Source organism: Nonomuraea sp. NPDC059007, from assembly GCF_042740555.1.
Classification (GTDB): Bacteria; Actinomycetota; Actinomycetes; order Streptosporangiales; family Streptosporangiaceae; genus Nonomuraea.
In genome coordinates this window covers 82327-106942 of sequence record NZ_JBHYJD010000015.1, presented here as the reverse complement: position 1 = coordinate 106942, position 24616 = coordinate 82327, and the positions used below count along the sequence as shown (strand labels likewise).

21 protein-coding genes are annotated in these 24616 nt (G+C 71.9%); 11 read left to right on the top strand and 10 right to left on the bottom strand.

From position 1 onward, the window contains the following. Positions 1-16 precede the first annotated feature (16 nt). From ACFWY5_RS25365 to ACFWY5_RS25350, 4 genes are all read left to right on the top strand, one after another. A complete protein-coding gene (locus ACFWY5_RS25365; protein ID WP_379634777.1) occupies positions 17-4000 on the top strand; it encodes a ThuA domain-containing protein in 3984 nt (1327 codons plus the stop codon). An 85-nt stretch (positions 4001-4085) separates the two neighbouring features. Then, complete coding sequence (locus tag ACFWY5_RS25360) at positions 4086-4820, top strand: hypothetical protein (RefSeq protein ID WP_379619367.1); 735 nt, start codon at positions 4086-4088, stop codon at positions 4818-4820. Continuing rightward, positions 4817-6160: a serine/threonine-protein kinase gene (locus ACFWY5_RS25355; protein ID WP_379634775.1), complete on the top strand. Its 1344-nt coding sequence runs from the start codon at positions 4817-4819 to the stop codon at positions 6158-6160. The genes ACFWY5_RS25360 and ACFWY5_RS25355 overlap by 4 nt, the downstream gene beginning before the upstream one ends. A gap of 55 nt (positions 6161-6215) precedes the next feature. Next, positions 6216-6458 (top strand): hypothetical protein, encoded by a 243-nt coding sequence (locus ACFWY5_RS25350; RefSeq protein WP_379634773.1) that lies wholly within the window; start codon positions 6216-6218, stop codon positions 6456-6458. 12 nt (positions 6459-6470) lie between these two features. Here the strand turns inward: ACFWY5_RS25350 and ACFWY5_RS25345 are convergent, their stop codons facing one another. After that, positions 6471-7205 (bottom strand): DUF2071 domain-containing protein, encoded by a 735-nt coding sequence (locus ACFWY5_RS25345; RefSeq protein ID WP_379619373.1) that lies wholly within the window; start codon positions 7203-7205, stop codon positions 6471-6473. 103 nt (positions 7206-7308) lie between these two features. Here ACFWY5_RS25345 and ACFWY5_RS25340 point away from each other — a divergent pair, with 103 nt between their 5' ends. Continuing rightward, complete coding sequence (locus ACFWY5_RS25340) at positions 7309-7857, top strand: RNA polymerase sigma factor (RefSeq protein ID WP_379619376.1); 549 nt, start codon at positions 7309-7311, stop codon at positions 7855-7857. Beyond that, positions 7854-8429, top strand: a complete 576-nt coding sequence (locus ACFWY5_RS25335) for a hypothetical protein (RefSeq protein ID WP_379634771.1) — start codon at positions 7854-7856, stop codon at positions 8427-8429. The genes ACFWY5_RS25340 and ACFWY5_RS25335 overlap by 4 nt, the downstream gene beginning before the upstream one ends. Before the next feature lie 7 nt (positions 8430-8436). On the opposite strand, the gene ACFWY5_RS25330 is transcribed toward ACFWY5_RS25335, so the two are convergent. Next, entirely contained in the window at positions 8437-9174 is a 738-nt protein-coding gene (locus ACFWY5_RS25330; protein ID WP_379634769.1) for a GNAT family N-acetyltransferase, read from the bottom strand. 157 nt (positions 9175-9331) lie between these two features. On the opposite strand from ACFWY5_RS25330, the gene ACFWY5_RS25325 reads away from it, so the two are divergent. Then, a complete protein-coding gene (locus tag ACFWY5_RS25325) occupies positions 9332-10879 on the top strand; it encodes a serine/threonine-protein kinase (RefSeq protein ID WP_379634767.1) in 1548 nt (515 codons plus the stop codon). Here the strand turns inward: ACFWY5_RS25325 and ACFWY5_RS25320 are convergent. From ACFWY5_RS25320 to ACFWY5_RS25300, 5 genes are all read right to left on the bottom strand, one after another. Continuing rightward, positions 10876-11073 carry a hypothetical protein gene (locus ACFWY5_RS25320; RefSeq protein ID WP_379634765.1) on the bottom strand — a complete coding sequence of 66 codons (198 nt, stop codon included), beginning with the start codon at positions 11071-11073 and terminating at the stop codon, positions 10876-10878. The two genes, ACFWY5_RS25325 and ACFWY5_RS25320, sit on opposite strands and share 4 nt — an antisense overlap. A gap of 25 nt (positions 11074-11098) precedes the next feature. Continuing rightward, positions 11099-11779: a GNAT family N-acetyltransferase gene (locus tag ACFWY5_RS25315; protein ID WP_379619386.1), complete on the bottom strand. Its 681-nt coding sequence runs from the start codon at positions 11777-11779 to the stop codon at positions 11099-11101. Positions 11780-11800: 21 nt separating this feature from the next. Beyond that, a complete protein-coding gene (locus ACFWY5_RS25310; protein WP_379634763.1) occupies positions 11801-12208 on the bottom strand; it encodes a hypothetical protein in 408 nt (135 codons plus the stop codon). A gap of 135 nt (positions 12209-12343) precedes the next feature. Continuing rightward, positions 12344-13165: a hypothetical protein gene (locus tag ACFWY5_RS25305; protein ID WP_379634760.1), complete on the bottom strand. Its 822-nt coding sequence runs from the start codon at positions 13163-13165 to the stop codon at positions 12344-12346. A gap of 233 nt (positions 13166-13398) precedes the next feature. Beyond that, complete coding sequence (locus ACFWY5_RS25300) at positions 13399-14673, bottom strand: esterase-like activity of phytase family protein (protein WP_379634759.1); 1275 nt, start codon at positions 14671-14673, stop codon at positions 13399-13401. Between the two features lie 167 nt (positions 14674-14840). Between ACFWY5_RS25300 and ACFWY5_RS25295 the strand changes: the two genes are divergently transcribed. Beyond that, complete coding sequence (locus tag ACFWY5_RS25295; RefSeq protein WP_379619394.1) at positions 14841-15551, top strand: sulfotransferase family protein; 711 nt, start codon at positions 14841-14843, stop codon at positions 15549-15551. A 30-nt stretch (positions 15552-15581) separates the two neighbouring features. On the opposite strand, the gene ACFWY5_RS25290 is transcribed toward ACFWY5_RS25295, so the two are convergent. After that, positions 15582-16322: an alpha/beta fold hydrolase gene (locus ACFWY5_RS25290; RefSeq protein ID WP_379634757.1), complete on the bottom strand. Its 741-nt coding sequence runs from the start codon at positions 16320-16322 to the stop codon at positions 15582-15584. 145 nt (positions 16323-16467) lie between these two features. Here ACFWY5_RS25290 and ACFWY5_RS25285 point away from each other — a divergent pair, with 145 nt between their 5' ends. Then, positions 16468-18411 (top strand): endo-1,3-alpha-glucanase family glycosylhydrolase, encoded by a 1944-nt coding sequence (locus ACFWY5_RS25285; RefSeq protein WP_379634755.1) that lies wholly within the window; start codon positions 16468-16470, stop codon positions 18409-18411. 188 nt (positions 18412-18599) lie between these two features. Here ACFWY5_RS25285 and ACFWY5_RS25280 read toward each other — a convergent pair whose 3' ends face one another. Next, the gene (locus ACFWY5_RS25280) at positions 18600-20108 is read right to left on the bottom strand and encodes an MFS transporter (protein ID WP_379634753.1); all 1509 of its coding nucleotides are present in this window, start codon (positions 20106-20108) and stop codon (positions 18600-18602) included. Between the two features lie 64 nt (positions 20109-20172). Here ACFWY5_RS25280 and ACFWY5_RS25275 point away from each other — a divergent pair, with 64 nt between their 5' ends. Both ACFWY5_RS25275 and ACFWY5_RS25270 read left to right on the top strand, forming a co-directional pair. Beyond that, positions 20173-23226, top strand: a complete 3054-nt coding sequence (locus ACFWY5_RS25275) for a BTAD domain-containing putative transcriptional regulator (protein WP_379609359.1) — start codon at positions 20173-20175, stop codon at positions 23224-23226. 79 nt (positions 23227-23305) lie between these two features. Beyond that, positions 23306-23995 carry a DUF4097 family beta strand repeat-containing protein gene (locus ACFWY5_RS25270; RefSeq protein ID WP_379634751.1) on the top strand — a complete coding sequence of 230 codons (690 nt, stop codon included), beginning with the start codon at positions 23306-23308 and terminating at the stop codon, positions 23993-23995. On the opposite strand, the gene ACFWY5_RS25265 is transcribed toward ACFWY5_RS25270, so the two are convergent. After that, positions 23976-24554, bottom strand: coding sequence for a TetR family transcriptional regulator (locus tag ACFWY5_RS25265; RefSeq protein ID WP_379634748.1), 579 nt, complete (start codon positions 24552-24554; stop codon positions 23976-23978). The two genes, ACFWY5_RS25270 and ACFWY5_RS25265, sit on opposite strands and share 20 nt — an antisense overlap. Between the last annotated feature and the right edge of the window lie 62 nt (positions 24555-24616).

Sequence of the window (24616 nt, the reverse complement as noted above, 5' to 3'; positions counted from 1 at the left end):
GCGAATGGACACCGGCATGATTCGTCGAGGCTCGGTCTTACTCTGCGCCATCGTCTTATCCTCGACCTGGGCCGTCGCCCCCGCGTACGCCCACGAGGCCATCGATCCCGCCGACTACCAGCGCGTCGAACTCGCCAAGGGCGTGCCGGACATGGGTGAGCCCATGAGCATGGCCGTCCTGCCCGACCTGTCGGTGATCCACACCGCCCGTGACGGGACGCTCCGGCGTACGGACCGGCTCGGAGACACCAAGGTTATGGGCGCCCTCAGCGTCTACAACCACGACGAGGAAGGGCTGCAAGGGGTCGCGGCCGACCCCGGCTTCGCCACCAATCGCACGATCTATCTCTATTACGCGCCCCGGCTGTCCACGCCCGCCGGGGACGCTCCCGCGACGGGGACGGACTGGAGCGCCTGGCAGGGGGTGAACCGGTTGTCGAGGTTCACCGTCAAGGCCGACTGGACGCTGGACGTGGCCGGCGAGAAGAAGGTGCTGGACGTTCCGGCTGATCGGGGGATGTGCTGCCACGTGGGCGGCGACATCGACTTCGACGCTCAGGGCAATCTCTATCTGTCGACCGGGGATGACAGCAATCCCTTCGACTCGGCCGGGTACGCGCCGCTTGACGAGCGGACCAACCGGAACCCGGCCTACGACGCGCAGCGTACGGCGGGCAACACCAACGACTTACGCGGCAAGATCCTCCGGATCACGGTAAATCCGGCTACGGGGACCTATGTAGTTCCGAACGGGAACCTGTTCGCCCCCGGCACGGCCAGAACCCGGCCGGAGATCTACGCCATGGGCTTCCGGAATCCGTTCAGGATGAGCGTGGACAAGACCACCGGAGTGATCTACGTCGGCGACTACGGACCCGACGCGGGCAGCACCGATCCCGCTCGCGGGCCTGCCGGCCAGGTGGAGTTCGACAAGGTCGGCAGGGCCGGCAACTACGGCTGGCCGTACTGCACGGGGACGAACACCGCGGCCGAGACCTACAACGAGTACACCTTCCCCTCGGGGCCGTCGGGCGCCAAGTACGACTGCGCGGGCGGCCCGGCCAACAACTCCTTCCGCAACACCGGGCTGAGCACGCTGCCCGCCGCGCTGCCCGCGTGGATCAGGTACGGCGGGGACGCGGGCAGCCCGCCGGAGTTCGGCACAGGGTCCGAATCGCCTATGGGCGGACCTGTCTACCATTACGACCCCTTGCTCAACTCTGCTGTGAAATTTCCGGAAGAGTTGGACAACATGGTCTTCCTCGGCGAGTTCGGTCGCCGGTGGATCAAGGCCGTCAGCCTCGCCGACAACCACATCTCCGCGTTCCCATGGACCGGGACCCAGGTCATGGACCTGGCCTTCGGGCCCGACGGCGCGCTCTACGTGCTCGACTACGGCACCGGCTACTTCGGCGGGGACGCCAACTCGGCCCTCTACCGCATCGAGTACGTGAAGGGCCGCGACCGCAGCCCCGTCGCCCGGGTGGCAGCCGACAAGACCTCGGGCCAGCCGCCGCTGACCGTGACCTTCTCCTCCGCGGGCTCGGCCGACCCCGACGGCCAGCCGCTGACCTACGCCTGGGACTTCGGCGACGGCGCCACCTCTGCCGAGCCCAACCCCACGCACACCTACACGGCGAAGGGGAGCTACTCCGCGACCCTGGTCGTCGAGGACCCGGGGGGCAACTCGGGCACGTCGAGCGTACCGATCACCGTCGGGAACACCGCGCCGGCGATCACCTTCCAGCTGCCACGCGAGGGCCAGTTGTTCGAGTGGGGTGACACGGTGCCGTTCAAGGTCGTCGTCACCGACCCGGAGGACGGTGACGTCGACTGCGCGACGGTCCTGGTGTCGTACATCCTGGGCCACGACAGCCACGGCCACCCCATCACCTCCACGAACGGGTGCGAGGGCACGCTCACCATCCCCACCGACGGCGAGCACGACAGCGCCGCCAACATCTTCGCCGTGTTCAACGCCTCCTACACCGACGACGGCAACCTGACCACCAGCGAGTCCGTCACCCTCCAGCCCAGGCACCGGCAGGCCGAGCACTACACCAACGCCTCCGGCACCGGGGTGTTCAGCAAGGCTCCGGCCGAGGGCGGCAAGACGGTCGGCGACATCCACGCGGGCGACTGGATCTCCTTCACGCCGTACGAGCTCAGCGCCGCCAGGTCGGCCACGTTCCGCGTCTCCTCCGGCGGCGCCGGCGGGACCATCGAGATCCGCACCGGCTCGCAGACCGGACCGGTCGCGGGCAGGGTAGCCGTACCGCAGACCGGAAGTTGGGAGACGTTCGTGGACGTGCGCGCCGCGCTGACCGGCCTCACCACGGCCACCACCGGCCTGTTCCTGGTCTTCACCGGAGGAACGGGCGCGCTGTTCGACGTGGACTCCTTCACGCTGTCCAGGGAGGCCGTCGCCCAGCCCGTGACCGGCCCGATCGGCGGACCCGGCGGCTGCGTCGACGTCGCCGGCGCCAACCCGGCGGACCGCACCAAGGTGCAGATGTACGCGTGCAACCAGTCCGCCGCCCAGCGATGGACCATCGACCCCGGCACCGGCACGGTCAAGGCGCTCGGCAAGTGCATGGACGTCGCCGGCGCCAACCCCGCCGACGGCACCCGGGTGCAGATCTACACCTGCAACGCCACCACCGCCCAGAAGTGGACCGTCGACGCGGGCGCGATCAAGGCGCTGGGCAAATGCCTGGACGCCACCGACCGCGCGCAACTCGTCATCAGGACGTGCGATGGCGGTGCCGCCCAGAGGTTCTCGCCGCCGGCGTCCGCGGCGAGTGACCTGCTGGTCTTCAGCCGCACGGCGGGCTTCCGGCACGATTCGATCCCCGCGGGCATCCAGGCGATCAGGAACATGGGCCACACGGTGACCGCCACCGAGGACCCGGCCGCCTTCACCGGCGCGAACCTGGCCGGCTACAAGGCGGTGGTCTTCCTCAACACCACGGGCGACGTGCTCAACGCCCAGCAGCAGGCCGCCTTCGAGGGTTACATCAGGAGCGGCGGCGGCTACGCTGGCGTGCACGCGGCGGCCGACACCGAATACGACTGGCCGTTCTACGGTGAGCTGACCGGCGCCTGGTTCGCCTCCCACCCCGCGATCCAGCAGGCCAGGATCAACGTCGAGGACCGGGCGAACGCCGCCACAGCCCACCTGGGAGCCACCGTGACCAGGACCGACGAGTGGTACAACTTCCGCACCAACCCGAGGCCCGCCGCCCACGTCCTGGCCACCCTGGACGAGACCTCCTACACGGGCGGCAGCATGGGCGGCGACCACCCGATCTCCTGGTGCAAGGTCTACCAGGGCGGGCGCTCGTTCTACACCGGCCTGGGCCACACGATCGCGTCCTACTCCGAGCCGGCCTTCCTGCAGCACCTGAAGGGCGGCATCGCGTACGCCATGGGCGCCGCCCAGGCGGACTGCCGGCCGGAGACCGGATACACGACCCTGTACAACGGCTCGGTCACCGGCTGGGAGCAGGCGGGACCGGGATCGTTCACCAACGCCGACGCCACCCTGACCTCGACCGGCGGCATGGGCCTGTACTGGTACAAGGCCAAGCAGTACACCAGGGGCTACTCCCTGAAGCTCGACTGGAGGATGGCCGGCGACGACAACTCGGGCGTCTTCATCGGCTTCCCGGCCAGCACCGACCCGTGGTCGGCGGTGAACAACGGCTACGAGATCCAGATCGACGCCACCGACGCGGCGGATCGGACCACGGGCTCGGTCTACGGCTTCAAGGCTGCCGACATCCCCGCCCGGGACCGGGCCCTGAACCCGCCCGGCCAGTGGAACACCTTCGAGATCAAGGTCGAGGGCGAAAGGCTTCAGGTCTTCCTCAACGGCGTCAAGATCAACGACTACACGAACGCCGACCCGGCGCGCTCGCTGAAGGACGGGCATATCGGCCTGCAGAACCACGGAACCGGCGACACCGTCTCGTTCCGCAATATTCGCCTCACGGAGTAACGGTGTCGCGTTCGATCTCCACGGCTACGCTGAAGCGGACCAGACCTGGGTGAGGGAGCCGTTCCCCGTGGGGAAGGGGCCGTGGATGTTCAGCATCATCGTCGTGCCCGCGGGCGGTGCGGGGCCGGATGAGCAGATCAGGCTGGCGCCGGGGGAGACGCTGGTCTTCGGGCGGGCTCCGTCGGGGACCGGCGCCTGCCTGACGATCGCCCACGGCGGGGTGTCCCGGGTCGCCGGTGAGGTCACGGCGACCGGCACGTTCTGGACGCTGAGCAATCTGAGCCGTCGCCAGACGTACGTGGTGGAGAATCCCGAGGGTGCGGGCGAGCACATCAAGATCGCTCCGGGGCGGGCCGAGGCGCCGGTGCCGTTCGAGTTCTCCCGGGTGGTGCTGCCCGCCGGGGAGGAACTGCTCGGGTTCGACGTGTGGGCGCCGCGGCACGACTACCGCACCGCGGATGATCGCGAGCTGGCGGGCGCGCTCACCACACCGGCGTTCCCGCTGGACCGCGGCACGCGGTATTTCCTGGTCCTGGTGGCGCTGTGCGAGTCGCGGCTGCGGGGCGAGCTGCACACGCCGCCGCCGACCGTGGAGCAGCTGGTGCGGCGCTTACGGACCACGTGGCCGGACGCGTCACGGACGTCCGTGCAGTGGAACATCGACTACCTGGCCGTCAAATTACGGCTGAAACCGGCACCGGAGACCGCGAACCGCGGATCCCGCCTCAACAGCAAGAAGGCGACCCTCGTCTCGCTGGCCCTGCGGTTCGACCTGGTCGGTGAGGACGACCTGGCGCTGCTGGACGGGGCCGCGCCGTGATCGGGGAGCCGGGCGGGATCTTCGCCGTGTCGGTCCCCTCCGGCTATCGGGTCGGCGACTGGGAGGTACGCCATCCGCTGGCCACCGGGGCGTTCAGCAGCGTGTATCTCGCCCACCGCGTGGGAGCGTCGGACGACCTGCCCGCGGTGGCGGCGCTGAAGTTCCTGCCCACCGGCACGGCCACCCCGCGCCGGCTGCGCCACTACGAGGACCTGGTCCGCCGTGAGGTGGAGCTCCACCGCACCCTGCACCGCCCGCGCCTGATCCGGATGTTCCAGACCCTGGTCGTCGACGACGCCGGACAGCCGGAGCTGGACGGCGCCACCGTCCTCGTCCTGGAACGCGCGCAGAGCTCGCTGGACGCGCTGGTCTCCCTCGTCTCGCTGGTCGCGCCGGCGCCGGTGCCGGGCGGGCCCGTGGTGCTGGCGCAGGTCTGCGAGGGCCTGGCCGACCTGCACGCCGCCGGGTGGGTGCACGGCGATCTCAAGCCGGGCAACGTGCTGCTCATGGCGGACGGTTCGGTACGGCTCGGCGACTTCAACCTGGCCGCCGAGATGGAGGGTACGCACGCCTACGCGCCCGCGTTCGCCACCCCTGACTACACCGCGCCGGAGCTGCTCTGGTCCGAGATCGGCGAGCGGGGCCAGGTCATCCGGCCCAGCGCGGACGTCTGGGCGTTCGGGATCATGGCCCATCTCCTCCTGACCGGCGCGCACCCGTTTCCCGGCGGTACGCCGGCCGCTCGCCGGGACGCCGTGCAGGCCTACGGCCGGGGTGCCGAACGGATCCGGCTGTCCCCGGATCTCCCCGAGCCCTGGCGGCAGATCGTGCGCGACTGCCTGGCGCGTACCCACGAGGAGCGCGCCGCGCACACGAGCGCGGCCCTGCTGCCCCGCGTGGCGTCCGCCGCCGCCGCGACCACCCCGCGGCGGCGCCGGCGTCCGCGGCTCCTGGTGATCACCGCCGCCGCGCTGGTCGTCGGCGCGCTCGCGGGCTTCGGCGCCGCGGGTCTGCGGGAGCCGCCGGGGACGACCGGGTACTACCGCTGTCCCGAGAACAGCGCGTGTTTCTTCTCGGAGAACGACGGCAAGGGTGAGATGTGCAGCTGGACGGAGAGCAGCAAGGACTGGGCGGCCGGGCCGGGGCGTTGCGAGTGGGCGCTGACCCAGCCGATCAAGTCGGTGTTCAACAACGCGAACGAGCTGGACCCCTACCATGCCCTGGCCTTTTACCTGGAGCGCGACCATCAGCGCCGCAAGGGCTGCACCTCGGTCCACGCGCAGGGCAATCTCGCCGGGACCTACATGGCGCGCTCGCACCAGTGGCTCACCCGCTGCTGACCGCCCTCTGATGTGCGAGGTACCCCGCGGGGGGTGATCCCCGCAGGATTTCGGTGTGCGCAACGTCTTGAGAGCCGCCCCGCTCATCGTCGCAGGCGCGCTCGCGCTCTCCTGCGGTACCGCGGACGCCACGAGCGGGGTCAGGCGCGTCGAGACCTCCTACACCAACGGTGATCCGCGCCAGGGCGGGTCGGTGGTGCTCGTGGAGCGGTGCGCCTTTCCCGGTCAGCGCGGCACGTTCCAGGCGACGCACACGATCACCGCGATGTCGTGGCCTTACAACTGCCCGCGTCGCTGACCGACGTGGGTTTCAGAGACGGCGGGGCGGGGTGTGGATGTCGAACGGCAGGTGCCGCTCCGCCAGGATCGAGTGCGGCTCCGTGTCCGCGGTGATCAGCCCGAGGCGCTCGAACATCGGGAATCTTGCCGAGAGCGCCGTCAGGTAGCGGGGGCGCATGACCGGATGCCAGATGCTGTAGACACCGACGCCGCCGTCCCGGCGCCGGTACCAGCCGTCCATGGGGTGGGTCAGCCGTTCGAGCCAGTCCGGTTCGCCGGCGAAGCCGTCCAGGTGCGCGGGTGGTTCGGGGAGTTCCTCTGCCTCGCAGCGCGTGTCGCCGGCGTCGAGCCGCCAGTGGGCCGGGCTGCCGGTCCAGTCGGCGCCGATGCGGATGCGGTCGCGGCGCCAGGGCATGCCCCACAGGTGCTGCGGGATCAGGACCACGGGGTGGTCGAGGCTCGTGCCGAAGAACCAGACGCCCGGCCGGCCGTTCGCGGTGACGTAGGCGCGGTAGTTGATCTGGCCGCAGTCGATGCCGACCTGCGGGAGGAACCGGAAGTGGAAGTCGCGGTCCCTGAACGCCACGGCCGAGACCAGGCTGCCGGGGCCGCCGGCGAAGTCCAGCGTCATCGGGGTGAAGCCGTCGGGCAGGTGGCGGGCCAGGGCGTCGGCGTCCACCCGGTAGCTGATGATGGCGAAGTCGTCCAGGTCGGTCTGCGCGTGGTACCAGCGGGGTCGCGGCCGCGCTGTGCCGGCGAAGCTCATGAACCCGAACATTACGGAACCCGGAGCCATCTGGCGGACAGTTATCAGTGTGGAGTCCTCGCTGCGCGTCCGCCTCCGGGCGGGTGATCACGACGCTTTCTCGGTGCTGTTCGACGAATTCGCCCAGCAGGTCTACGCGCACGCGTACCGGCTGACCGGCGACTGGTCGACGGCCGAGGACGTGACCGCGGCGACGTTCGGGCAGGCGTGGCGCTCCCGTCGCAAGATCCAGCCGGACGGCGGGACGCTGCGACCTTGGCTGCTGGGCATCGCGACCAACCTGGCCCGCGCCGCGCGGCGCGGTGAGCGCCGCCGCCGCGCGCTGGCCGACCGCCTCTCGCCCGACGCGCCGGCGCCGGACTTCGCGGACCAGGTCGCCGACCGCGCCGCCGCCGCGGCCCAGATCCATGCGGTACGGCAGGCGTTCGACCGGCTCCGCCGCCCCGAGCAGGACGTGGTTGCGCTGTGTGTCTGGGCCGGTCTGGACTACGAGCAGGCCGCCCAGGCTCTGGGCATTCCCGTCGGCACGGTCAAGTCCCGGCTGTCACGTGCCCGCGCCCGCCTGGCCCGGGAACTGATCAAGCCTCGGCGGCAGGTAACAGATGACCGCGCGACCGGCGCGGCCGCGGCCGGACGGGAGGACGACAGGTGAACGACCACGACGAACTGACCCGCCTGCTGTCGCCCGCGCCCAGGGCCAGCCTGGACCCCGGCCGCCTCCACCTGCTCAAGGAGCGCGTCATGACCGACCTCGCCACCCCGCCCCGCCGCCGCAGGAGACTGCTCGTCCCCGCCGTCGCGGCACTGGCCCTGGCCGCCGCCACCGCGGCGATCCTCCTGAACACCGGACCGGCCTACGCGGTCACCGACAACCCCGACGGCACGATCACCGTCAAGATCTACCAGGCCGAGAACCCGAAGGGCCTGCAGGCCGAACTCCGGGCCCGCGGCTTCAACGCGATCGTCGACTTCATCCCCGAGGGCAAGAGATGCTCACCCCAGCCACGCTCGACCACCTGGGTGGAAGGGGTACGCCTGGCCGCCCCGCAGACCGGCGAAGAGGAGAGCGGCGGCGCGGGCTTCCGCCTCGACCCGTCCAAGGTGGGACCGGGCCAGACCGCCGTCCTGGAGTTCATGGTCCGCGGCTCCTTCATGAGCATGGAGGCGGGGATCAGCGACCGCGTCTCGGCCGGACCGGTCGCCGCATGCACCCTCGTCGGCTAGCCCCGCGTCAGCGCAGCGAGATGTGCAGCATCTCGCCGGCCTTCCGGTAGCCCACGCGGGCGTACACCCGGCCCGCCGCGTCGTCGGCCGGAGTGAGGAACGCCGTGGGGGCGCCCGCCCGGGTCAGCAGGGCCGTGACGGCGCCGGCGATGCCACGGCGCCGGTGCGAGGTCGCCACCGCGATCCCGGCGACCTCGGCCACCCCCTCGTGGGGGCCGCCGATCTGGCCCGCGCCGACGGCCGTGCCGGTCGTGGTGTCGGTGGCGACCGCGACCAGGCCGCCGCGGTCGAGGACGCGCCGCATGCGGGCGACGTCGTGCTCGGTGGCGTCCGGGGCGTCGAAGGCGGCGTTCATGACCCGGGCGGCATGCCAGAGGCCGGTGTCGGCGGTGACCGGCGCCACCTCGATCGCGGGGTCCAGCGGGGCGTCCACCACGGTGTCGGGTGTGCACACCAGAAGGGGATAGCGTCCCTCCGCTCGGAACCCGGCCGCCAGCACCGCGGCCTCCACCTTGGGCGCGGCCTGCGGCACGTACTCCAGCCGCGGCACGCGGTCGCGCTCGCGGAAGAACGCGACCAGCGCGCCGACCTCGCCGGCGGTGGGCACGACGTCGTCGTCGGGGATGGCGTAGTTGAACGGCAGCGCGTCGTCGTGCTCGTCGAAGCGCACCGTGAACGGCCCGGCCCGGCGAGCCCCCTCCCCGGCGGCCGACCTGAGATAGGCGTGGACGGCGGCGTCGAACACGTATGTTCCTCCCCGGTGCGCGGACGACGGCCACAAGCTAGGACTCCGCCCACACCGGAGGCAACCGGTTTTCGGGCGCGGAAGGGCCGCGAGTCCGGAATCCCCTGGGCCCGGGGGCGGGTGGCCGCGGGGGTGAGGTGGCACTAAGGTCGTCTGCGTGTTGCCCCTCGCCGCCGCGGACCCCGGTCAGATCGCCGCCTACTCGCTGAGCGGAGTGCTCGGCCGGGGCGGGCAGGGATCGGTGTACCTGGGGGAGGACGACGCCGGAGTCAAGGTGGCCGTGAAGGTGCTTCACGCCCAGGTGGCCGACGAGGACGCGCATCGCAGGTTCCTGCGGGAGGCGGAGGCGGCGCGGCGGGTGGCGCCGTTCTGTACCGCCCGGGTGCTGGATGTGGGGGTCGCGGACGGCCGGCCGTACATTGTGAGCGAGCACATCGCGGGGCCGTCGCTGGAGCGGATGGTCAAGGGCGACGGGGCGCGGTTCGGCAGCGGGCTGGAACGGCTGGCCGTCGCCACGCTCACCGCGCTGGCCGCGATCCACCGGGCCGGTGTGGTGCACCGCGACTTCAAGCCGGGCAACGTGATCATGGGCGCCGAGGGGCCGGTGGTCATCGACTTCGGGATCGCGCGGGCGCTCGACCAGACGGCCACGAGCAGCGTGATGGGCACGCCGGCGTTCATGGCGCCCGAGCAGTTCGCCGGCGCGGTGGCCGGGCCGGCGGTCGACCTGTTCAGCTGGGCCAGCACGATGGTGTTCGCGGCCACGGGGGAGCAGGCGTTCAAGGGGGACACGATGCCGTCCCTGATGCACTCCATCCTGACCGCGGAACCGGATCTGTCCGGCGTTCCCCACGATCTCCGGCCGCTGCTGCAGGCGTGCCTGAACAAGGACCCGGCCCAGCGGCCCACCGCCGACGGGCTGCTGGCCACGCTCACCGGGGCGCCGTCGGGACCGCAGGCCATGCCCACGGCGCCGGTTTCCGGGCCGCAGACGGTGCCCGCCGCCGGGACGGTCCGCATGGAAGCCGGGCCGCCGCCGTGGCAGCCGCCCGCTCCTGTGGCCGGGGCCGGGCGCTCGGGGACCGGGCGCTCGGGGGCCGACGTCGTTCACCGGATCGCCGCGGTGACGGCGCTGATCTGCGGCGCGGTGCTCGCGCTCAGCCTGTTCGGCCAGAGCTTCGAGGTCCTGGCGAGCTGGATCGACGACGACTACGAGACGTTCCTGAGCATGACCTCCTGGCTCACGATCAGCGTGGTGTCGTTGGTCCTGTTCATCCCGGCGTACGCGGTCGCGGCCTGGCGGCACAGCGCGGCCGCGGCGATCTGCATGGCGATGACGGTGCCACCGGCGCTGGTGTTCATCTTCTGGGGGTTCGCCCTGGGGGACAACGACCTGCCCGCGTTCCTGCTGGCGGTCGTGCCCGGGGTGCTGATCGGGCTGATGATCTCGGTGTCGGCGCTCCTGCTGTGGCGGTTCAGCGTGCTGGCGGCGCTGGCCGGCGGGGCCGCCGGAGCCCTGATCGCCGTCGAGGCCCTCGGCTTCCTCGTCATACGCCTGCCCGGCTCGCTCCCGGCCGTCCTCCACGACCTGCTTCATCTGGAGTCGATGGTCACGAGCGTGACGCTGGGCGCGTGGGCCCTGCTCACGCCCGCCCTGCTGGTGCTGCGCGCGGGAAGGGGCGCGGCCCGAAAGATCCCCGCCTAGCCTGTACGGCCCGCCGCCACCCCCGCGGCCACCGGCGCCCAAAGCCCGATAGCCGGCCGTCCAGGCGCCTCCGTGGTGTAGCCGCCGGTCCGAGGCCGCCCGCACTCCTTGGCCAGGCACGTCCTCAGCGACGGCAGGAGGACGCCGGACAGGTGCGGTTCGGGGGGCAGGGTGGCGTGCGTCAGCGCGGGCATCGTGAATGGGTACCGGCCATGACCCCTAGAGCCCCTCGAACCGCCAGATCCACCCGATGTGCCGCAGGCCCAGCCGTTCGGCCACGCGCTGCGACGAGCGGTTGGCGGCGGTGGTGCTGTAGAACAGGCGCGGGCAGGTGGGGGCCAGCAGGTCCGCCCAGACTGCGGTGGTGGCGGCGGCGTAGCCCCGGCCGCGGAAGCCGGGCGCGGTCCAGGTGCCGGCTTCCGCCCCGGCGGCCGTCCGGTGCGGCGTGTGGCAGATGGAGACCACCTGCCCGGCCGAGACGACCATCGCCCACGGCGCTCCCTGGCCGCCGCCGACGAGGTCCGCCCATTCCTCCGGCTCCCAGTTGCCCGGCCGCAGGTCACGGACGAGGCCGGCGTCGGCGGGGCGGTCGGAGCGCAGCACGTCCACGTGGACGTCGCCGCGTACGGGCGGGGTGAGCAGGTAGCAGGGGCCGCCGGACACCGTCGCGCCGGGGGCGAGCGCGGGCGGGCGGCCGGGAGGCGGCGGCGGGCCGTCCGCGACCCTCTTCAGCAGCGGCCGCGCCCTGTCGTCCGGCACGGTCTCGGCCACCGCCGCCGCCATCGTGCCGTCCGGGGCCACGGCGACGGCCAGGTCCTCGCCGCCGCCCCGGATGCGGTCGAGTCCGTCGATGTCCCATTGCACCCGCATCTCCTGGCGGAGCAGTTCGAGATCCTTCACGATCTTCGATGGTAGGGCGGCTCAGGCCCTGCGCAGACCGGCGTACTGCAGAGCGGTGAAGCCCGCGACCGCGGCGGCCTGGGCGATCACCAGCGCGGTGCCGAGGGCGGTCAGCGGGAACCAGCCGGCGATCAGCGTTTCGGCGCTGGCCAGCACCCAGAGGACGTTGACCGCCATCACGACGCCGACGGCGGCCTTGCTGATCGCGGGCCGGGCGGCGAGGACGAGCAGGGCGGCGCCGAAGGCGGCCAGGAAGACGCCGATCGGGTACAGGAGCGCGGCGGGCAGGCCGAACATCCCGCCGAAGACGGCGGCGGCGCCGAGGTAGAGCAGGCCGTTGGCGCCGGTCCCGATCGCGTCGAGGCGGAGCGCGAAGCGCAGCAGCTTGGCGTCGGTGGTGGTGGCGGCGGGGGCGGTGGTGGTGACCATGTCGCGGTCCTTTCGAGGTCGTGTTTCCTTCTGAGGAAGAAATTACGGACCTGGGCGGGGCCGGCGAATCTGTCATCGTGACGGTAGACGGCGACGGCCGCCCCCGGAGGGACGGCCGCCGCACGGTTCAACGGGTTACTTCTGCGGAGGCATGCTCGGCACCGAGACGGTCACACCGCCGACGGAGCCCCACACCGACCACGCCTGGATGACGAAGTCGCCGCCGACGCGCAGCGGGCCCATCTCGCGACGGCCGCTGGCGCGCAGCACGTCGCGGAAGAGCAGCCGGGTCTGGTCCTTGTTCCAGATCTCGAACCAGACGCCCGCCTCGCGCCCGGGGGTGCCGGTCTGGAAGTCGAAACCGGCCAGGTCGAGCTGGACCCACTGGTCGGCGGTGCCGGCGAAGGTGATGCGCTGCTCCTGGCCGACCCGCTTGAGCTGGACGAGCTTGCCGGGGCCGTCGATGTTGACCCTGCCGAGGTCGGTCACCGAGTTGAGCAGGACGCGGGCGGCCAGCAGGCCGTCGGCGGAGACCGGGGCGACCTCGACCTCGTAGGTGCCGGCGGTCGTCAGCGTGGGTACGGCCAGGCGGTAGATCGGCTGAACCTGCGGGTGACCGCCCTGGTACTGGGCGACCACCTGACCGGACGGGTCGCGGACGATCAGCTTGCTGTGGAAGCCGATCCGCTCGCCGCCGCTGCCGGGCAGGTAGATGCCGACGGTGAGGTTGTCACCGACCTGGCCGGTGAAGGTGAAGCAGTTGCCGACCCCGGGGGCGGGGCTGTTGACGTCGAGCTCGGCGCCGTCGACTGCCAGCGCACCCGAAGGCTGGCAGGCGACGGCCGCGCTCGGCGCGGAGGAAGGGGTTTCGGCGTGTGCCATGGTGCCGGCGCCCAGGATCGTCAGCGTCGCGGCGACGGCGGCGACTCCGGCACGACCGAGCCTTCTCGTGTGCATCAAGCGTCCTCCTGCGTGCTTGCGTGGCCCGCGGGGTGCGGGCCACCGCTTCATGATCAAGATCAAGCTTGACTCACGATCCGCCAACAATCAAGAAACTTTCCTAAAGATTCTGGCGTCGCAGCAGGTAACAGAGGGTGATGCTTCTGTGTGTGCTGGTAGAGGGCGGCCCGCCACCGTGACCCAGCGGGCCACCACGATGGACGAGCTGAGGGTGGGCGCCCGCGGAACGGTCAGCGCAGCGGGCGAGGCAGGCGGATGGTGATGAGGTGGCTCTTGACGCCGGAGTCGATCAGCCGGCCGTCCTCGCCGAACGTGCCGAGACCGAAGTCGTTGTCGTTGGCGATCACGAGGGTCCTGGGGTCGAGCAGGGTCACGCCCTCGATCTTGCCGGGCAGGCCGGGGACGGCCGCCAGGTCGACGGCGAGCTCCTTCTTGGCCGGCTTCACCGAGGCGGGCAGCGAAGACTCCAGCGACGGCTTGGTGGCCGGGTCGTCGTGGCCGCCGCCGGCGAGGTCGGTGGCGCGGCGCAGGTCCACGGTGTAGAGGCGGGCGACCGCGTCGGTACGCTCCTGCAGCAGCAGGCGGCCCGGCGACAGCACGGTGAGCGCGGAGATCTTCATGTCGCCCTGCTCGGCCTTGGGGTCGAAGGTGGCGACGTTCTCCATGGTGTGGGCCCACTCGCCGGTCGGCCGCCCGGTACGCAGGTCGACGCGCAGGATGCGGGCGGTGCTGGAGGCCTTGCCGGTCTTCTTGTCCGGGTTGGCCAGCGGGCTCTGCACGGCCACGTAGAGCGCGTTCTCGCGGCGCGACACGTCGACGGCCTCGAAGCCGCGGTTCTGCTGCCGGGTGGCGAGTACGGCGGGCAGCGTCTCCTTCACCGGGTATTTCGCGCCCTTCAGCCCGAGCCCCTTCGGCACGTAGCGGGTCAGGACGCGCCCGTCGGAGCCGACGTGCACCAGCGAGGGCGCGTACTCGTCGACCAGCCAGAAGCCGCCGCGCCCGTCGGGCACGATATCCTCGGTGTCCAGGCCGCCCGGGTCGTAGGCGAGCTCTTCCTGCCCGTCCCAGCCGTAGGGCACCTCGTCGTGGCCGGACTGGTTGGACAGGCCGGTGATCGGGGTGCCGTCGGCGTTCTTGATGGTGATGGTCCTGGTGATCGCGGCCTTGCCGTTCTTCACGGACACGCGCACGATGGCCGGCGCGAACTCGGGCACCGGGAACGTGCGCCGCTTCTCCCCGTTGACCTTCGGCTCGCCGTTGGGCCCGCGGTCGGTCACCATCCAGTAGTCGCCGCGCCGGCCGGCCGGGTACAGGCCGCTGCCGATCCCGCCGAGCTTGACCCCGCGGTCGTCCTGGACCAGGCCCTTCTCGAAGTCGGCCAGGGCGGGCGCGGGCAGGACGACATCCGAGGTGACCTTAGGCCGCGGCGCCGCCTCGGCGGGGGCGGCCGCGACGGTGGTGAGGGCGGCCGCGGCGGCCAGCCCGGCGATCAATGAACGGGACACGACGCTTCCTAACGATCAAAAGTGTGGCAATGGCCCCCGGAAGCTAGCGATGCCCGGCGTCCGTTCGCTGAAGCACGGATGAACGGCCCTTGACGTCCACGTCAACTCCTTCAATGTTGAACCGGTTTCCGCGCCCGCCCGTTGTGCACGATGAGAGGAGCGGTCTCATGGTCGAGGTCATTGGCGCGGGCATGGGGCGGACCGGTACCTACTCCCTGCGCCTGGCGCTGGAAGCGCTCGGGTACCGGCCCTGCCACCACATGTCGTCCCTGGGCGAGCGCGAGGAGCTGATCCCGAGGTGGGAGGCGGCCGTGCGGGGTGAGGCGGTCGACTGGCCGGACCTGCTGACCGGCTTCCGCGCCGCCTGCGACTGGCCCGCCTGCTCGTTCTGGCGGGAGCTGGCCGGGGCGTTCCCGAAGGCGAAGATCGTGCTCACCGTACGTGACCCCGCCCGCTGGTACGCCAGCGCCCACCGCACCATCTACCACTTCATGGCCCGCAAACCGGGCGTGCGCGGCCTGGTCATGCGGCTGGAGGACGCGTTCTACCCGTCGCTGGCCAGGCGCCGCGCCCTGGCTCAGCGGCTGATCTGGGAGGACACCTTCGGCGGCCGGTTCGGCGAGCCGGAGCACGCCATGGAGGTGTTCCGCCGGCACAACGACGCGGTCATGGCCGAGGTGCCCGCCGACCGGCTGCTGGTCTTCGACGTGCGCGAGGGCTGGGCGCCGCTGTGCGAGTTCCTGGGTACGGCGGTGCCCGCCCTCCCGTTTCCGCACGTCAACCAGGCGGAGTCGTTCATCAGGACGGCCGCCTCACGCCGCCGCAGGGTGCTGACCCTGCGCAGGGTGGCGCCGGAGAAGGGTTCGGCGATCAGGTGAGAGTCCGGCGATCGGGTGAGGGTTCGGTGATCAGGTGAGGAAGGTCAGCGCGTCGGGGGCGAAGCGACGGTCGGTGAAGGTGCCGCTGTGGCTTCGGCCCGCGTAGACGGTCAGGCGGGCGCCGGGGATGCCCGCCGCCGTCTGCCTGGCCAGCTCCAGCGGGTAGACCACGTCCTTCTCGCCGTGGACGAGCAGGGTGGGCGCCTTGATGTCGGCCAGCCTGCCGCGCAGGTCGAAGCCGTCCTCGGCGTTGAGCATGGTGGCGGCGTCGGAGTGGTCGGCCGAGCCGTCGGACAGCCACAGGAGAGCGGACAGGAGCCCGCGGGCGAGCGGTGACGGGGTGACGAGTTCGGCCAGGGCGGGGCTGGGGCGCCTGCCCTGGCGGGCGCGGTCGATGTAGGCCCGCTGCGCGCGCTTGCCGATCGGGCCCAGCGTGCCTGCCGTACCGGCGAGGACGAGGCGTTCGACCAGGTCGGGGTGGTCGGCGGCGAGTTGTTGCGCGACCGAGCCGCCTGTGGAGACGCCCAGCACCCGGGCGGGGCCGTCGAAGCCGGCGGCGTAGACGGCGGCGAGTTCGGCCATGGTCGTGTCCGGGGCCAGCCCCGGCGGGCGGTTGAGCAGGTGGACGGTGAAGCGCTCGGTGAACGGCTTGAGCATCCGCATCGCCGACCAGCGGGCGAGCCCGGCGGGGTTGGCCGCCCGCGGCGTGAACAGCAGCACCACCAGGGGCGGGCCCTGGCCCACCGTGATGCGCGGCAGGTCGTCCCTCATCGCGGTTCCTTCCGTATGAACAATCTGGTTTTTTGTTCATAGTACGCCGCGGAGAAACGGCTGACCGGATGTTGATATTTCGGGTCATTTCATGGCAAGGCGGGCAATATGATCACGCGCAACGAACCCCACACCCGGAGATCACATGCTGCGCAAGCCCTGGTTATCCGCCGTCATGGCGATGGCCGTCGCGATCATGAGTGCCCCGCCGGCCTCCGCACAGGCCGCCGCCGAGCCCAAGACCGTGACGGTGCAGGCCTCCGCCGACACCTACGTCAGCGAGACCAATCCCACGGCGGACCACGCGGACTTCACCTGGATGTCGGCCTTCAACGGGCCCGGCAACGAGCGCTTCGGCCTGGTGCGCTTCAACGTCACCGGCATCCCGGAGGGCGCCGAGGTCAAGGCGACGCTGGAGATCCACTCCGTGCGCACCACGGACACCGCGCTGGCCGTGCGCAAGACCACGTCCGCGTGGGACGAGCACGTTCTCTACACCAACAGGCCCACGCTCGGCGCCACCGCCGGCACCAAAACCGGCTTCACCGCCGGCCAGCAGGCCAAGATCGACCTGTCGGGTGCGGTGACCGGCGACGGCACGTACGCCTTCGCGCTGACCAGCACCGGCGGCGTCCAGGGCGTCTTCCACTCCTCGCGCGCCACTGCCACCGGCGCCGTCCCGCCGCGCCTGGTCATCACCTACACCGCGGCGGAGAAGCCGCCGGTACCCGCCGGGCCGCTGCCGTTCGACCTGCCGTCGATCAGCACGCTGCGGGCCTCGGAGAAGAAGGTGTTCGCGCACTACTTCACGCCCTACCCGATCTCGCTGGACAACAAGGCGGGCGCCGAGGACTACTACGCCCGCAACTACCTCAACCCGGCCGGTGAGAGCGGCAAGCACGCCGCGTACGGCGGGCTCCTGCGCGACCGCCCCCTGCCCAGAGCGCCCAAGACCGGCGACTGGCAACTGGCCGACATGGAGAGCGAGATCCGCCTGGCCAGGACGGCCGGGCTCGACGGCTTCACCGTCGACGTGCTCTCGCTGACCAGCCAACACTGGACCCGGCTCAAGCTGCTCGTCCAGGCCGCCAAGAACGTCGACCCCGGCTTCAAGATCGTCCTGATGCCAGACATGAACGGCCTCAAGAGCGTCACCCCCACCCAGCTCGCCGCCTCCATGGCCGAGCTGGCCCAGCACTCCACCGTCTACCGCCTGGCCGACAAGCGCCTGGTCGTCTCGCCGTTCAAGGCGGAGAACCAGCCGGTCTCGTGGTGGAAGGAGTTCATGGACACCATGCAGGCCAAGCACGGCGTCAAGGTGGCGTTCGTGCCCGTCTTCCTGAACTTCTCCACCCACGCCAAGGCGTACGCGCCCATCAGCTACGGCTTCTCCAACTGGGGCAACCGCAGCCCCGCGCAGCAGGCGGGCATCGCCTCCAACATCAAGCTCGCCCACGACCTGGGCAAGATCTGGATGCAGCCGGTCTCCGTCCAGGACGAGCGGCCCAACCAGGGCATCTACGACGAGGCCAACAACACCGAGAACCTCCGCCTGACATGGGACAAGTCCATCACCGGCGGGGCCGACTGGGTGCAGCTCACCACCTGGAACGACTTTTCGGAAGGCACCCAGTTCACGCCGTCCACGCACAACGGCGGCGCGTACCTGGACCTCACGTCCTACTACCTGACCAAGTTCAAGACCGGCAAGACGCCGGCGATCGTCCGTGACACCGTCTACCTCACGCACCGCCTGCAGAAGGCGGCGCAACGGCCCTCGGGCGGCTCGCAGACCAAGTTCATGGTCCCGAGGGGCGGCACCAGCACCCCGCGCGACACCGTCGAGGTCCTCGCCTTCCTGACCGGGGCCGCCACCGTTCAGGCCACCATCGGCGGGGCGGCCAAGAAGGCCGACGTCGCCGCCGGGATCACCGCCACGACCTTCCCGCTGGCGTACGGCAAGCACAGCGCCTCGATCATGCGGGCCGGGAAGACCACCGCCAAGGTCGTCTCCCCGTTCGAGGTCAAGTCCAGCCTGCCCAACCAGGACCTGCAGTACGTGGCCGCCACCAGCGGCCGCCAGTCCTGACCGGCGCCTGAAAGGCCCGGACCGCCAAGCGGCGGTCCGGGCCTTTCGCGGCACGTGCACAAGCGACCGGCAGGTGCACAAGCGGCCGGTACGTGCACACGCGGCCGGTATGTGCACAAAGTGGCCGGTACGTGCACAAGCGACCGGGGCGCGTGCGCGCCCCGGTACGCGCACGCGCCACCGGTAGGTCACGAGCGGCGCTGGGTGACCACCGCCAGCACCGCCGCCCCCGCCATGAGCACCGCGCCGATCGCCGCGACCGTGGTGAGCCCACCGGTGAACGCCTCCTTCGCCGCCCCCAGCACCTGCCCGGCCAGCGGCGCCCCCAGCCCGTCGGCCGTCGCGACCGCGGTGGCCAGGCTCTCGCGCACCCCTTCCGCGGCGGTCGCCGGCACGCCGTCCAGGGCGGGTGAGCCGGTCATGGCGCCCCGGTAGGCCGCGGTCCCGACGCTGCCCAGGATCGCGATGCCCAGCGCGAGGCCCAGTTCGCCGCTGGTCTCGCCGAGCGCCGATGCGGCCCCCGCCTTCTCCGGCGGCGCCGCCCCCACGACCAGGTCGGTGCTGAGCACGCTGACCGGCCCCGAGCCCACGTAGAGCAGGAAGAAGGCGCCCAGCAGCAACAGCGGCGTCGCCGTCGTCACCTGCGTCATCAGCGCGAACCCCACCGTCGACAGCACGAGCGACCCGGCCAGCACGTGCCCAGCCGGAATCCGCCTGGCCAGCAGCGGAGCGGCCATCGACGTCACGACCAGGCCGATCGCCGGAGCCAGCAGCCACAGGCCCGCCCGCAGGGGCGGCAGCCCGGCGATCAGCTGAAGGTACTGGGTGACGAACAGGTAGACGGCGCCCAGCGTGGCCAGGCTGATCAGCATGATGAACAGGGCGCCGCTGAAGGCCCGGTTGCCGAACAACCTCAGGTCGAGCAGGGGATCGGCCAGCCGCCGCTGCCTGCGCACGAAGGCCGCTCCCGCCGCCAGCCCGGCCACCAGGGCGATCAGGGGGAGGGGACGCGGGCCGTACACGGGAAGCTCCTTGATCGCGAAGGTGATCGGGAGCATGGTCGCCAGCGACAGCAGGACGCTCGGCAGGTCCAGCCGCCCGGCGCCCGGGTCGCGGAACTCCGGCAGCAGGAACGGCGCCGCCACCAGCAGGATGGCCATCACCGGAACGCCCAGCAGGAACACCGACCCCCACCAGAAGTTCTCCAGCAGCAGCCCGCCCACGACCGGCCCGAGCGCGATGCCGACCGAGAACATCGTCGCCCACACCCCGATCGCCAGCCCGCGCTCGCGCGGGTCGCGGAACATGTTGCTGATCAAGGACAGCGTGGACGGCATGATCGTGGCACCGGCCACCCCCAGCAGCGTGCGGGCGGCGATCAGCATTTCGGCGCTGGTGGAGTAGGCGGCCAGCACCGACGCTGCCCCGAACGCCGCCGCGCCCGTCAGCAGCAGCCGGCGGCGTCCTATGCGGTCGCCGAGCGTGCCCATCGTCACCAGGAAACCGGCGATCATGAAGCCGTAGATGTCGATGATCCACAACGTCTGGGTGCTGGACGGTTTCAGGTCGGCGCCCAGGTGCGGGACCGCCAGATGCAGCACCGTGACGTCCAGCGACAGCAACAACGTGGGCAGGGCCAGGACGGCCAGGCCGATCCACTCCTTGGGACCGGCTTTGAGCTCGATGTCGGTTCTCATGCGGTCAGGGTGGCCCCGGGCGCTGACGGTCGGCTGAGGGCCGTCTGAGGGTAGGTTGGACGCCATGCGTTTCGGGGTGCTCGGCCCGCTCGAGGTGTGGACGGACGGCGGTGAGCCGGTGCGGGTCCCCGAGGTGAAGGTCCGCGCGCTCCTGGCCGACCTGCTCGTCGAGCCCGGCCGCCCGGTGAGCGCCGACCGCCTGGCCGCCGACCTGTGGGGCGACGACCTGCCGGGCGACCCCGCCAACTCGCTGCAGGGCAAGGTCTCGCAGTTGCGGCGGGCGCTGGGTGTCAAGGACCTCGTGGCGTACGGCCCCGCCGGCTACCTCCTGCGGATCGACCCGGACTCCGTGGACAGCGGCCGCTTCACCACATTGCTGGCCGAAGGCCGGGCCAGCGCCGACCCCCGCGAGCGCTCCGCGATCCTGGGCCGGGCGCTGGCGCTGTGGCGCGGCCCCGCCTTCGCCGGCTTCCGCGACGAGGCGTTCGCCACGGCCGCGATCGCCCGCCTCGAAGAGCAACGGCTGACCGCGCTGGAAGAACGCGCCGAGGCCCGCCTGGAGCTGGGCGAGCACGGGGCGCTCGCGGGCGAGCTGGCCGGCCTCGCCGCCGCCCACCCGCTGCGCGAGCGCCTGCGCGCCGCCCACATGCGGGCCCTCTACCTCTCCGGCCGCCAGGCCGAGGCGCTGGCCGCCTTCGCCGACCTGCGCGCGCAACTGGCCGGGGAACTCGGCCTCGACCCCGGCCCCGAGCTGACCGCACTCCACCAGGCCATCCTCGAACACGCGCCCGGCCTGCGGCCCCGTGCGCCGCTCTCCCCGTCGGAGCTGATCGGCAGGGACCAGGAGGTGGCCGAGGTCAGGGCGACGCTGGGCACGGCGCGGCTGGTCACGCTGACCGGCCCCGGCGGCGTGGGAAAGACCCGGCTCGCGCTGGCCGCCGCCGGGGGCCTCGACGGCGCGCTCGTGGTCGAGCTCGCGGGACGGCACCGCCCGGGAAGCGCCAACGCCGACGAGGTGGCCGAGGCGATCGCCACCGCCCTCGACCTCCGCGACGAGGCCCCCACGCCCGAGGCCACAGCGGCCGAGGTGCCGCGGATCATCCGGCGCCTGGTCGGCGCCCTGCGCAGCCGGGGAACCCTGCTCGTCCTGGACAACTGCGAGCACCTCATCGAACCCGTCGCCGAACTGGCGGGCATCCTCCTGCGCGAGGTGCCGGAGCTACGCGTGCTGGCCACCAGCCAGGAGCCGCTGGCCCTGACCGGCGAGGTCCTGCTGGCCGTGCCGCCGTTGCGCGCCCCCGAGCCGGACGCCGACCTGGCCACCCTGCGCGCGGCCGGAGCGGTACGCCTGTTCGTGGCCAGAGCCGCCGCCTCCGCACCGGGGTTCGCGCTCGACGAGGGCAACGCGGCCGACGTCGCCGCGATCTGCCGCCGCCTCGACGGCCTCCCGCTCGCGCTGGAGCTGGCCGCCACGAGGGTCCGCGCGCTGGGCGTACGCGGGCTGGCCGAGCGTCTCGACGACCGGTTCCGGCTGCTGGCCTCCGGCCGCCGCGACGCCCCCGCCCGCCAGCGCACCCTCCGCGCGATGATCGACTGGAGCTGGGAGCTGCTCAGCGAGCCCGAACGCGTGGTGCTGCGCCGCCTGGCCGTCCACGCGGAGGGCTGCACGCTGGAGGCGGCCGAGGAGGTCTGCGCGGGCGGGGAGGTGGCCGCGGACGACGTTCTCGACCTGCTGTCGCGGCTCGTGGACCGCTCGCTGGTCGTGACCGCGGACGGGGCGCGCTACCGGCTGCTGGAGTCGGTCGCGGCCTACTGCGTGGAACGGCTGTGCGCCGCCGGCGAGCTCGACGAGGTACGCCGCCGCCGCGACGACCACTACGCGGACCTGGCCGGGCGGGCGGCGCCGTACCTGCATGGCGAGGACCAGCGGCGCTGGCTGGACCGGCTGGACGACGAGTCGGCCAACCTCAGGAACGTCCTGGACGAGGCGCTCCACCGGGGCGCGGCCGGGCTCGCGGTGCGGCTGGTGACCGCGCTGGCCTGGTACTGGTATCTGCGCGGACGTCACCGGGAGGCGTACCGGGCGATGGGCGCGGTGCTGGAGCTGACCGCCGACGGCCGGGTCCTGGCCTGGCACACCGGCTTCGCGCTGCTCGACGCCGACGGCGAGGACCGCCGCGAGCGCAGCCGGCGCGCCCTCGACCTGCTCGAAGCCGACCCGCGGGCACGCGGCATGGCGGCGTGGTTCCTCGCCTTCACCCACCTGAACTTCGGCGACCTGTCGGCCAGCGAGAAACTGGCCGAGGTCGCCCTGGACGACTTCACCGAGACCGGCGACGCGTGGGGCCTGGCCGCCGTGCTCGCCGTCAAGGCGGGGCAGGCGACGTTCCGCGGCGACCTGGCCGGGCTGGAACGCCACGGCTCCGACAGCGCGCGCCGCTTCCGGCGGCTCGGCGAACGCTGGGGCCAGGTCCAGATCGGCGACACGCTGGGCTTCCTCGCCGAGGTCAACGGCGACTACGAGCGGGCCGCCGCCCTGCACGCCGAGGGGGTGCGGATCGCCGAGGAGGTCGGCCTGTACCTGGACGTCTCCTTCCGGCTGTCCGGCCTCGGCCGCATCGCCATGCTCACAGGCGACTACGAGGCGGCCGTGCGCCACCACGAGCGGGCGCTGCGGGTGGCCCAGGAGTGCTCGCACACGTTCGGGGTGCAGTACGCCGAGGTGGGGCTGGGCATGGTGGCCCGCCGTCAGGGCCGCCTCGACGACGCGGAGGCGCACCTGAACCGGTGGCTGGCGTGGACCCGCGCGCTGGAGGCCGACTACGGCATGGCCCTGCTCCTGGCCGAGCTGGGCTTCGTCGCGGAGTTGCGCGGCGACGCCGGCCGCGCCCGCCGCCTGCACGAGGAGGGTCTGGCCGCGGCGCGCAGCAGCGGCGATCCCCGCGCGAAGGCGCTCGCCCTGGAGGGCCTGGCCGGGGCCCGCTCACTGGCGGGCGAGAACGCCGAGGCCGCCGCGCTGCTGGAGCAGGCCGCGCGGCTGCGCGCGTCGGCGGGCGCGCCCCTGCCGGAGGCCGAACGCCGTGACGTGGACCGCATCTCGGCCCGCATCCGCGGCTGACCTCCCGGGGTTCCCCCGAGGGCGGGTCAGGGGTGTACCCGGATGTGGGGCGCAGGCCCGGTTCGACAGGATGACGGTCATGAAGACGATGGTGTTGGCGGGCGGCCTGCTGGCCTCCGCGGTGTTGCTGACGGGGTGCGGGCTGCAGAACATCGGGAAGGCGGCCAACCAGGAGACGGTCGACTACTCGGTGACGGACAAGGTGGTGAAGCTCCGCCTGGTCGGCGGCTCGGGCGACACCGAGATCCGCGAGGGCACCGGCGGCGCCATCAAGGTCGTGGAGACGCTGAAGTGGAACTCCGACAAGCCCAAGACCGAGCACAAGGTCGAGGGCGACACGCTGGTCATGAAGTACGACTGCCCGGCGGCCATGGACAACTGCAGCGTCAACTACAAGATCGAGGTGCCCAAGGGTCTCCAGCTCGACCTGGAGACCGGCTCGGGGGACATCGCGCTCAAGGGCGTGACCGGGCCGATCGTGGCCAGTGTGGGCTCGGGGGATCTGGTGGGCACGGGACTGCTCGGCAAGACGGTCTCGGTGAAGACCGGCTCCGGTGACACCAAGCTGACCTACGCCGCCGCCCCCGACGAGGTGAACCTGGTCACCGGCTCCGGCAACTCCGTGATCGAGCTGCCCGCGGGGCCGTACGCGATCCAGGCCGTCGCCGACTCCGGCGACGCCAACGTCTCGGTGAAGAACGACCCGTCCGCCACCCGCAAGGTCTCGGTCAAGGCCGGCTCCGGGGACGTCAGCGTCCTGCCCGTGTAGGGGCGAACAGCGCGAACGCCTGGTCGACGAGGGCGAGCCGGTCGGCTCGCCCGCCGGAGCGCGTCCAGGCGCGCGCCACGCAGTCAAGGGCGGCCCCGGCCGCCGCGGTGAGCAGGTCGGCGGTGAAAGGGTCCAGCCCCGGCCGGGCGGCCACCGCCCGCGCGATCTGCTCGCGCGTCTCATCCCGTTTCTGGTGGTAGCGGGCCCGCAGCGACGGGCTCGACTCGATCAGCCGCAGCCGCTCCAGCGCCTGCCGCTCGTCGTCGATGCGCTGCTCCCATGTACGCAGCACCGTGCGCAGGCTGGTCCAGGCGTCTTCTCCGGCCGGGCGGGCCGCGATCTCCGCGGCGATCCGCTCGCCCATGAAGTCGATCTCGCCCAGGACCACGTCCTCCTTGACCTGGAAGTAGCGGAAGAAGCTGCGCTTGGACATGCCGGCGGCCTGGACGATGTCGTCCACCGTGGTCTCGTCGAAGCCGCGCTCGGCGAACAGCCGCCTGGCCACCTCCACGACCTCCGCACGCACCGCGCGCTTGGTCCGCTCCCGCAATCCCGTCATGCCCGGAGTATACCCGTTGACATTTATGGCACTAGATGCCACTTTTGGGCCATCGCTCTGAT

What these genes read in the sequence shown, in the direction of transcription:
- ACFWY5_RS25285 (WP_379634755.1), top strand. Translation starts at nt 16,468, where the DNA reads ATGCTGCGCAAGCCCTGGTTATCCGCCGTCATGGCGATGGCCGTCGCG.
- ACFWY5_RS25320 (WP_379634765.1), bottom strand. Translation starts at nt 11,073, where the DNA reads ATGCCCGCGCTGACGCACGCCACCCTGCCCCCCGAACCGCACCTGTCC.
- ACFWY5_RS25305 (WP_379634760.1), bottom strand. Translation starts at nt 13,165, where the DNA reads ATGCACACGAGAAGGCTCGGTCGTGCCGGAGTCGCCGCCGTCGCCGCG.
- ACFWY5_RS25270 (WP_379634751.1), top strand. Translation starts at nt 23,306, where the DNA reads ATGAAGACGATGGTGTTGGCGGGCGGCCTGCTGGCCTCCGCGGTGTTG.
- ACFWY5_RS25290 (WP_379634757.1), bottom strand. Translation starts at nt 16,322, where the DNA reads ATGAGGGACGACCTGCCGCGCATCACGGTGGGCCAGGGCCCGCCCCTG.
- ACFWY5_RS25295 (WP_379619394.1), top strand. Translation starts at nt 14,841, where the DNA reads ATGGTCGAGGTCATTGGCGCGGGCATGGGGCGGACCGGTACCTACTCC.
- ACFWY5_RS25360 (WP_379619367.1), top strand. Translation starts at nt 4,086, where the DNA reads ATGTTCAGCATCATCGTCGTGCCCGCGGGCGGTGCGGGGCCGGATGAG.
- ACFWY5_RS25280 (WP_379634753.1), bottom strand. Translation starts at nt 20,108, where the DNA reads ATGAGAACCGACATCGAGCTCAAAGCCGGTCCCAAGGAGTGGATCGGC.
- ACFWY5_RS25345 (WP_379619373.1), bottom strand. Translation starts at nt 7,205, where the DNA reads ATGAGCTTCGCCGGCACAGCGCGGCCGCGACCCCGCTGGTACCACGCG.
- ACFWY5_RS25365 (WP_379634777.1), top strand. Translation starts at nt 17, where the DNA reads ATGATTCGTCGAGGCTCGGTCTTACTCTGCGCCATCGTCTTATCCTCG.
- ACFWY5_RS25265 (WP_379634748.1), bottom strand. Translation starts at nt 24,554, where the DNA reads ATGACGGGATTGCGGGAGCGGACCAAGCGCGCGGTGCGTGCGGAGGTC.
- ACFWY5_RS25275 (WP_379609359.1), top strand. Translation starts at nt 20,173, where the DNA reads ATGCGTTTCGGGGTGCTCGGCCCGCTCGAGGTGTGGACGGACGGCGGT.
- ACFWY5_RS25310 (WP_379634763.1), bottom strand. Translation starts at nt 12,208, where the DNA reads ATGGTCACCACCACCGCCCCCGCCGCCACCACCACCGACGCCAAGCTG.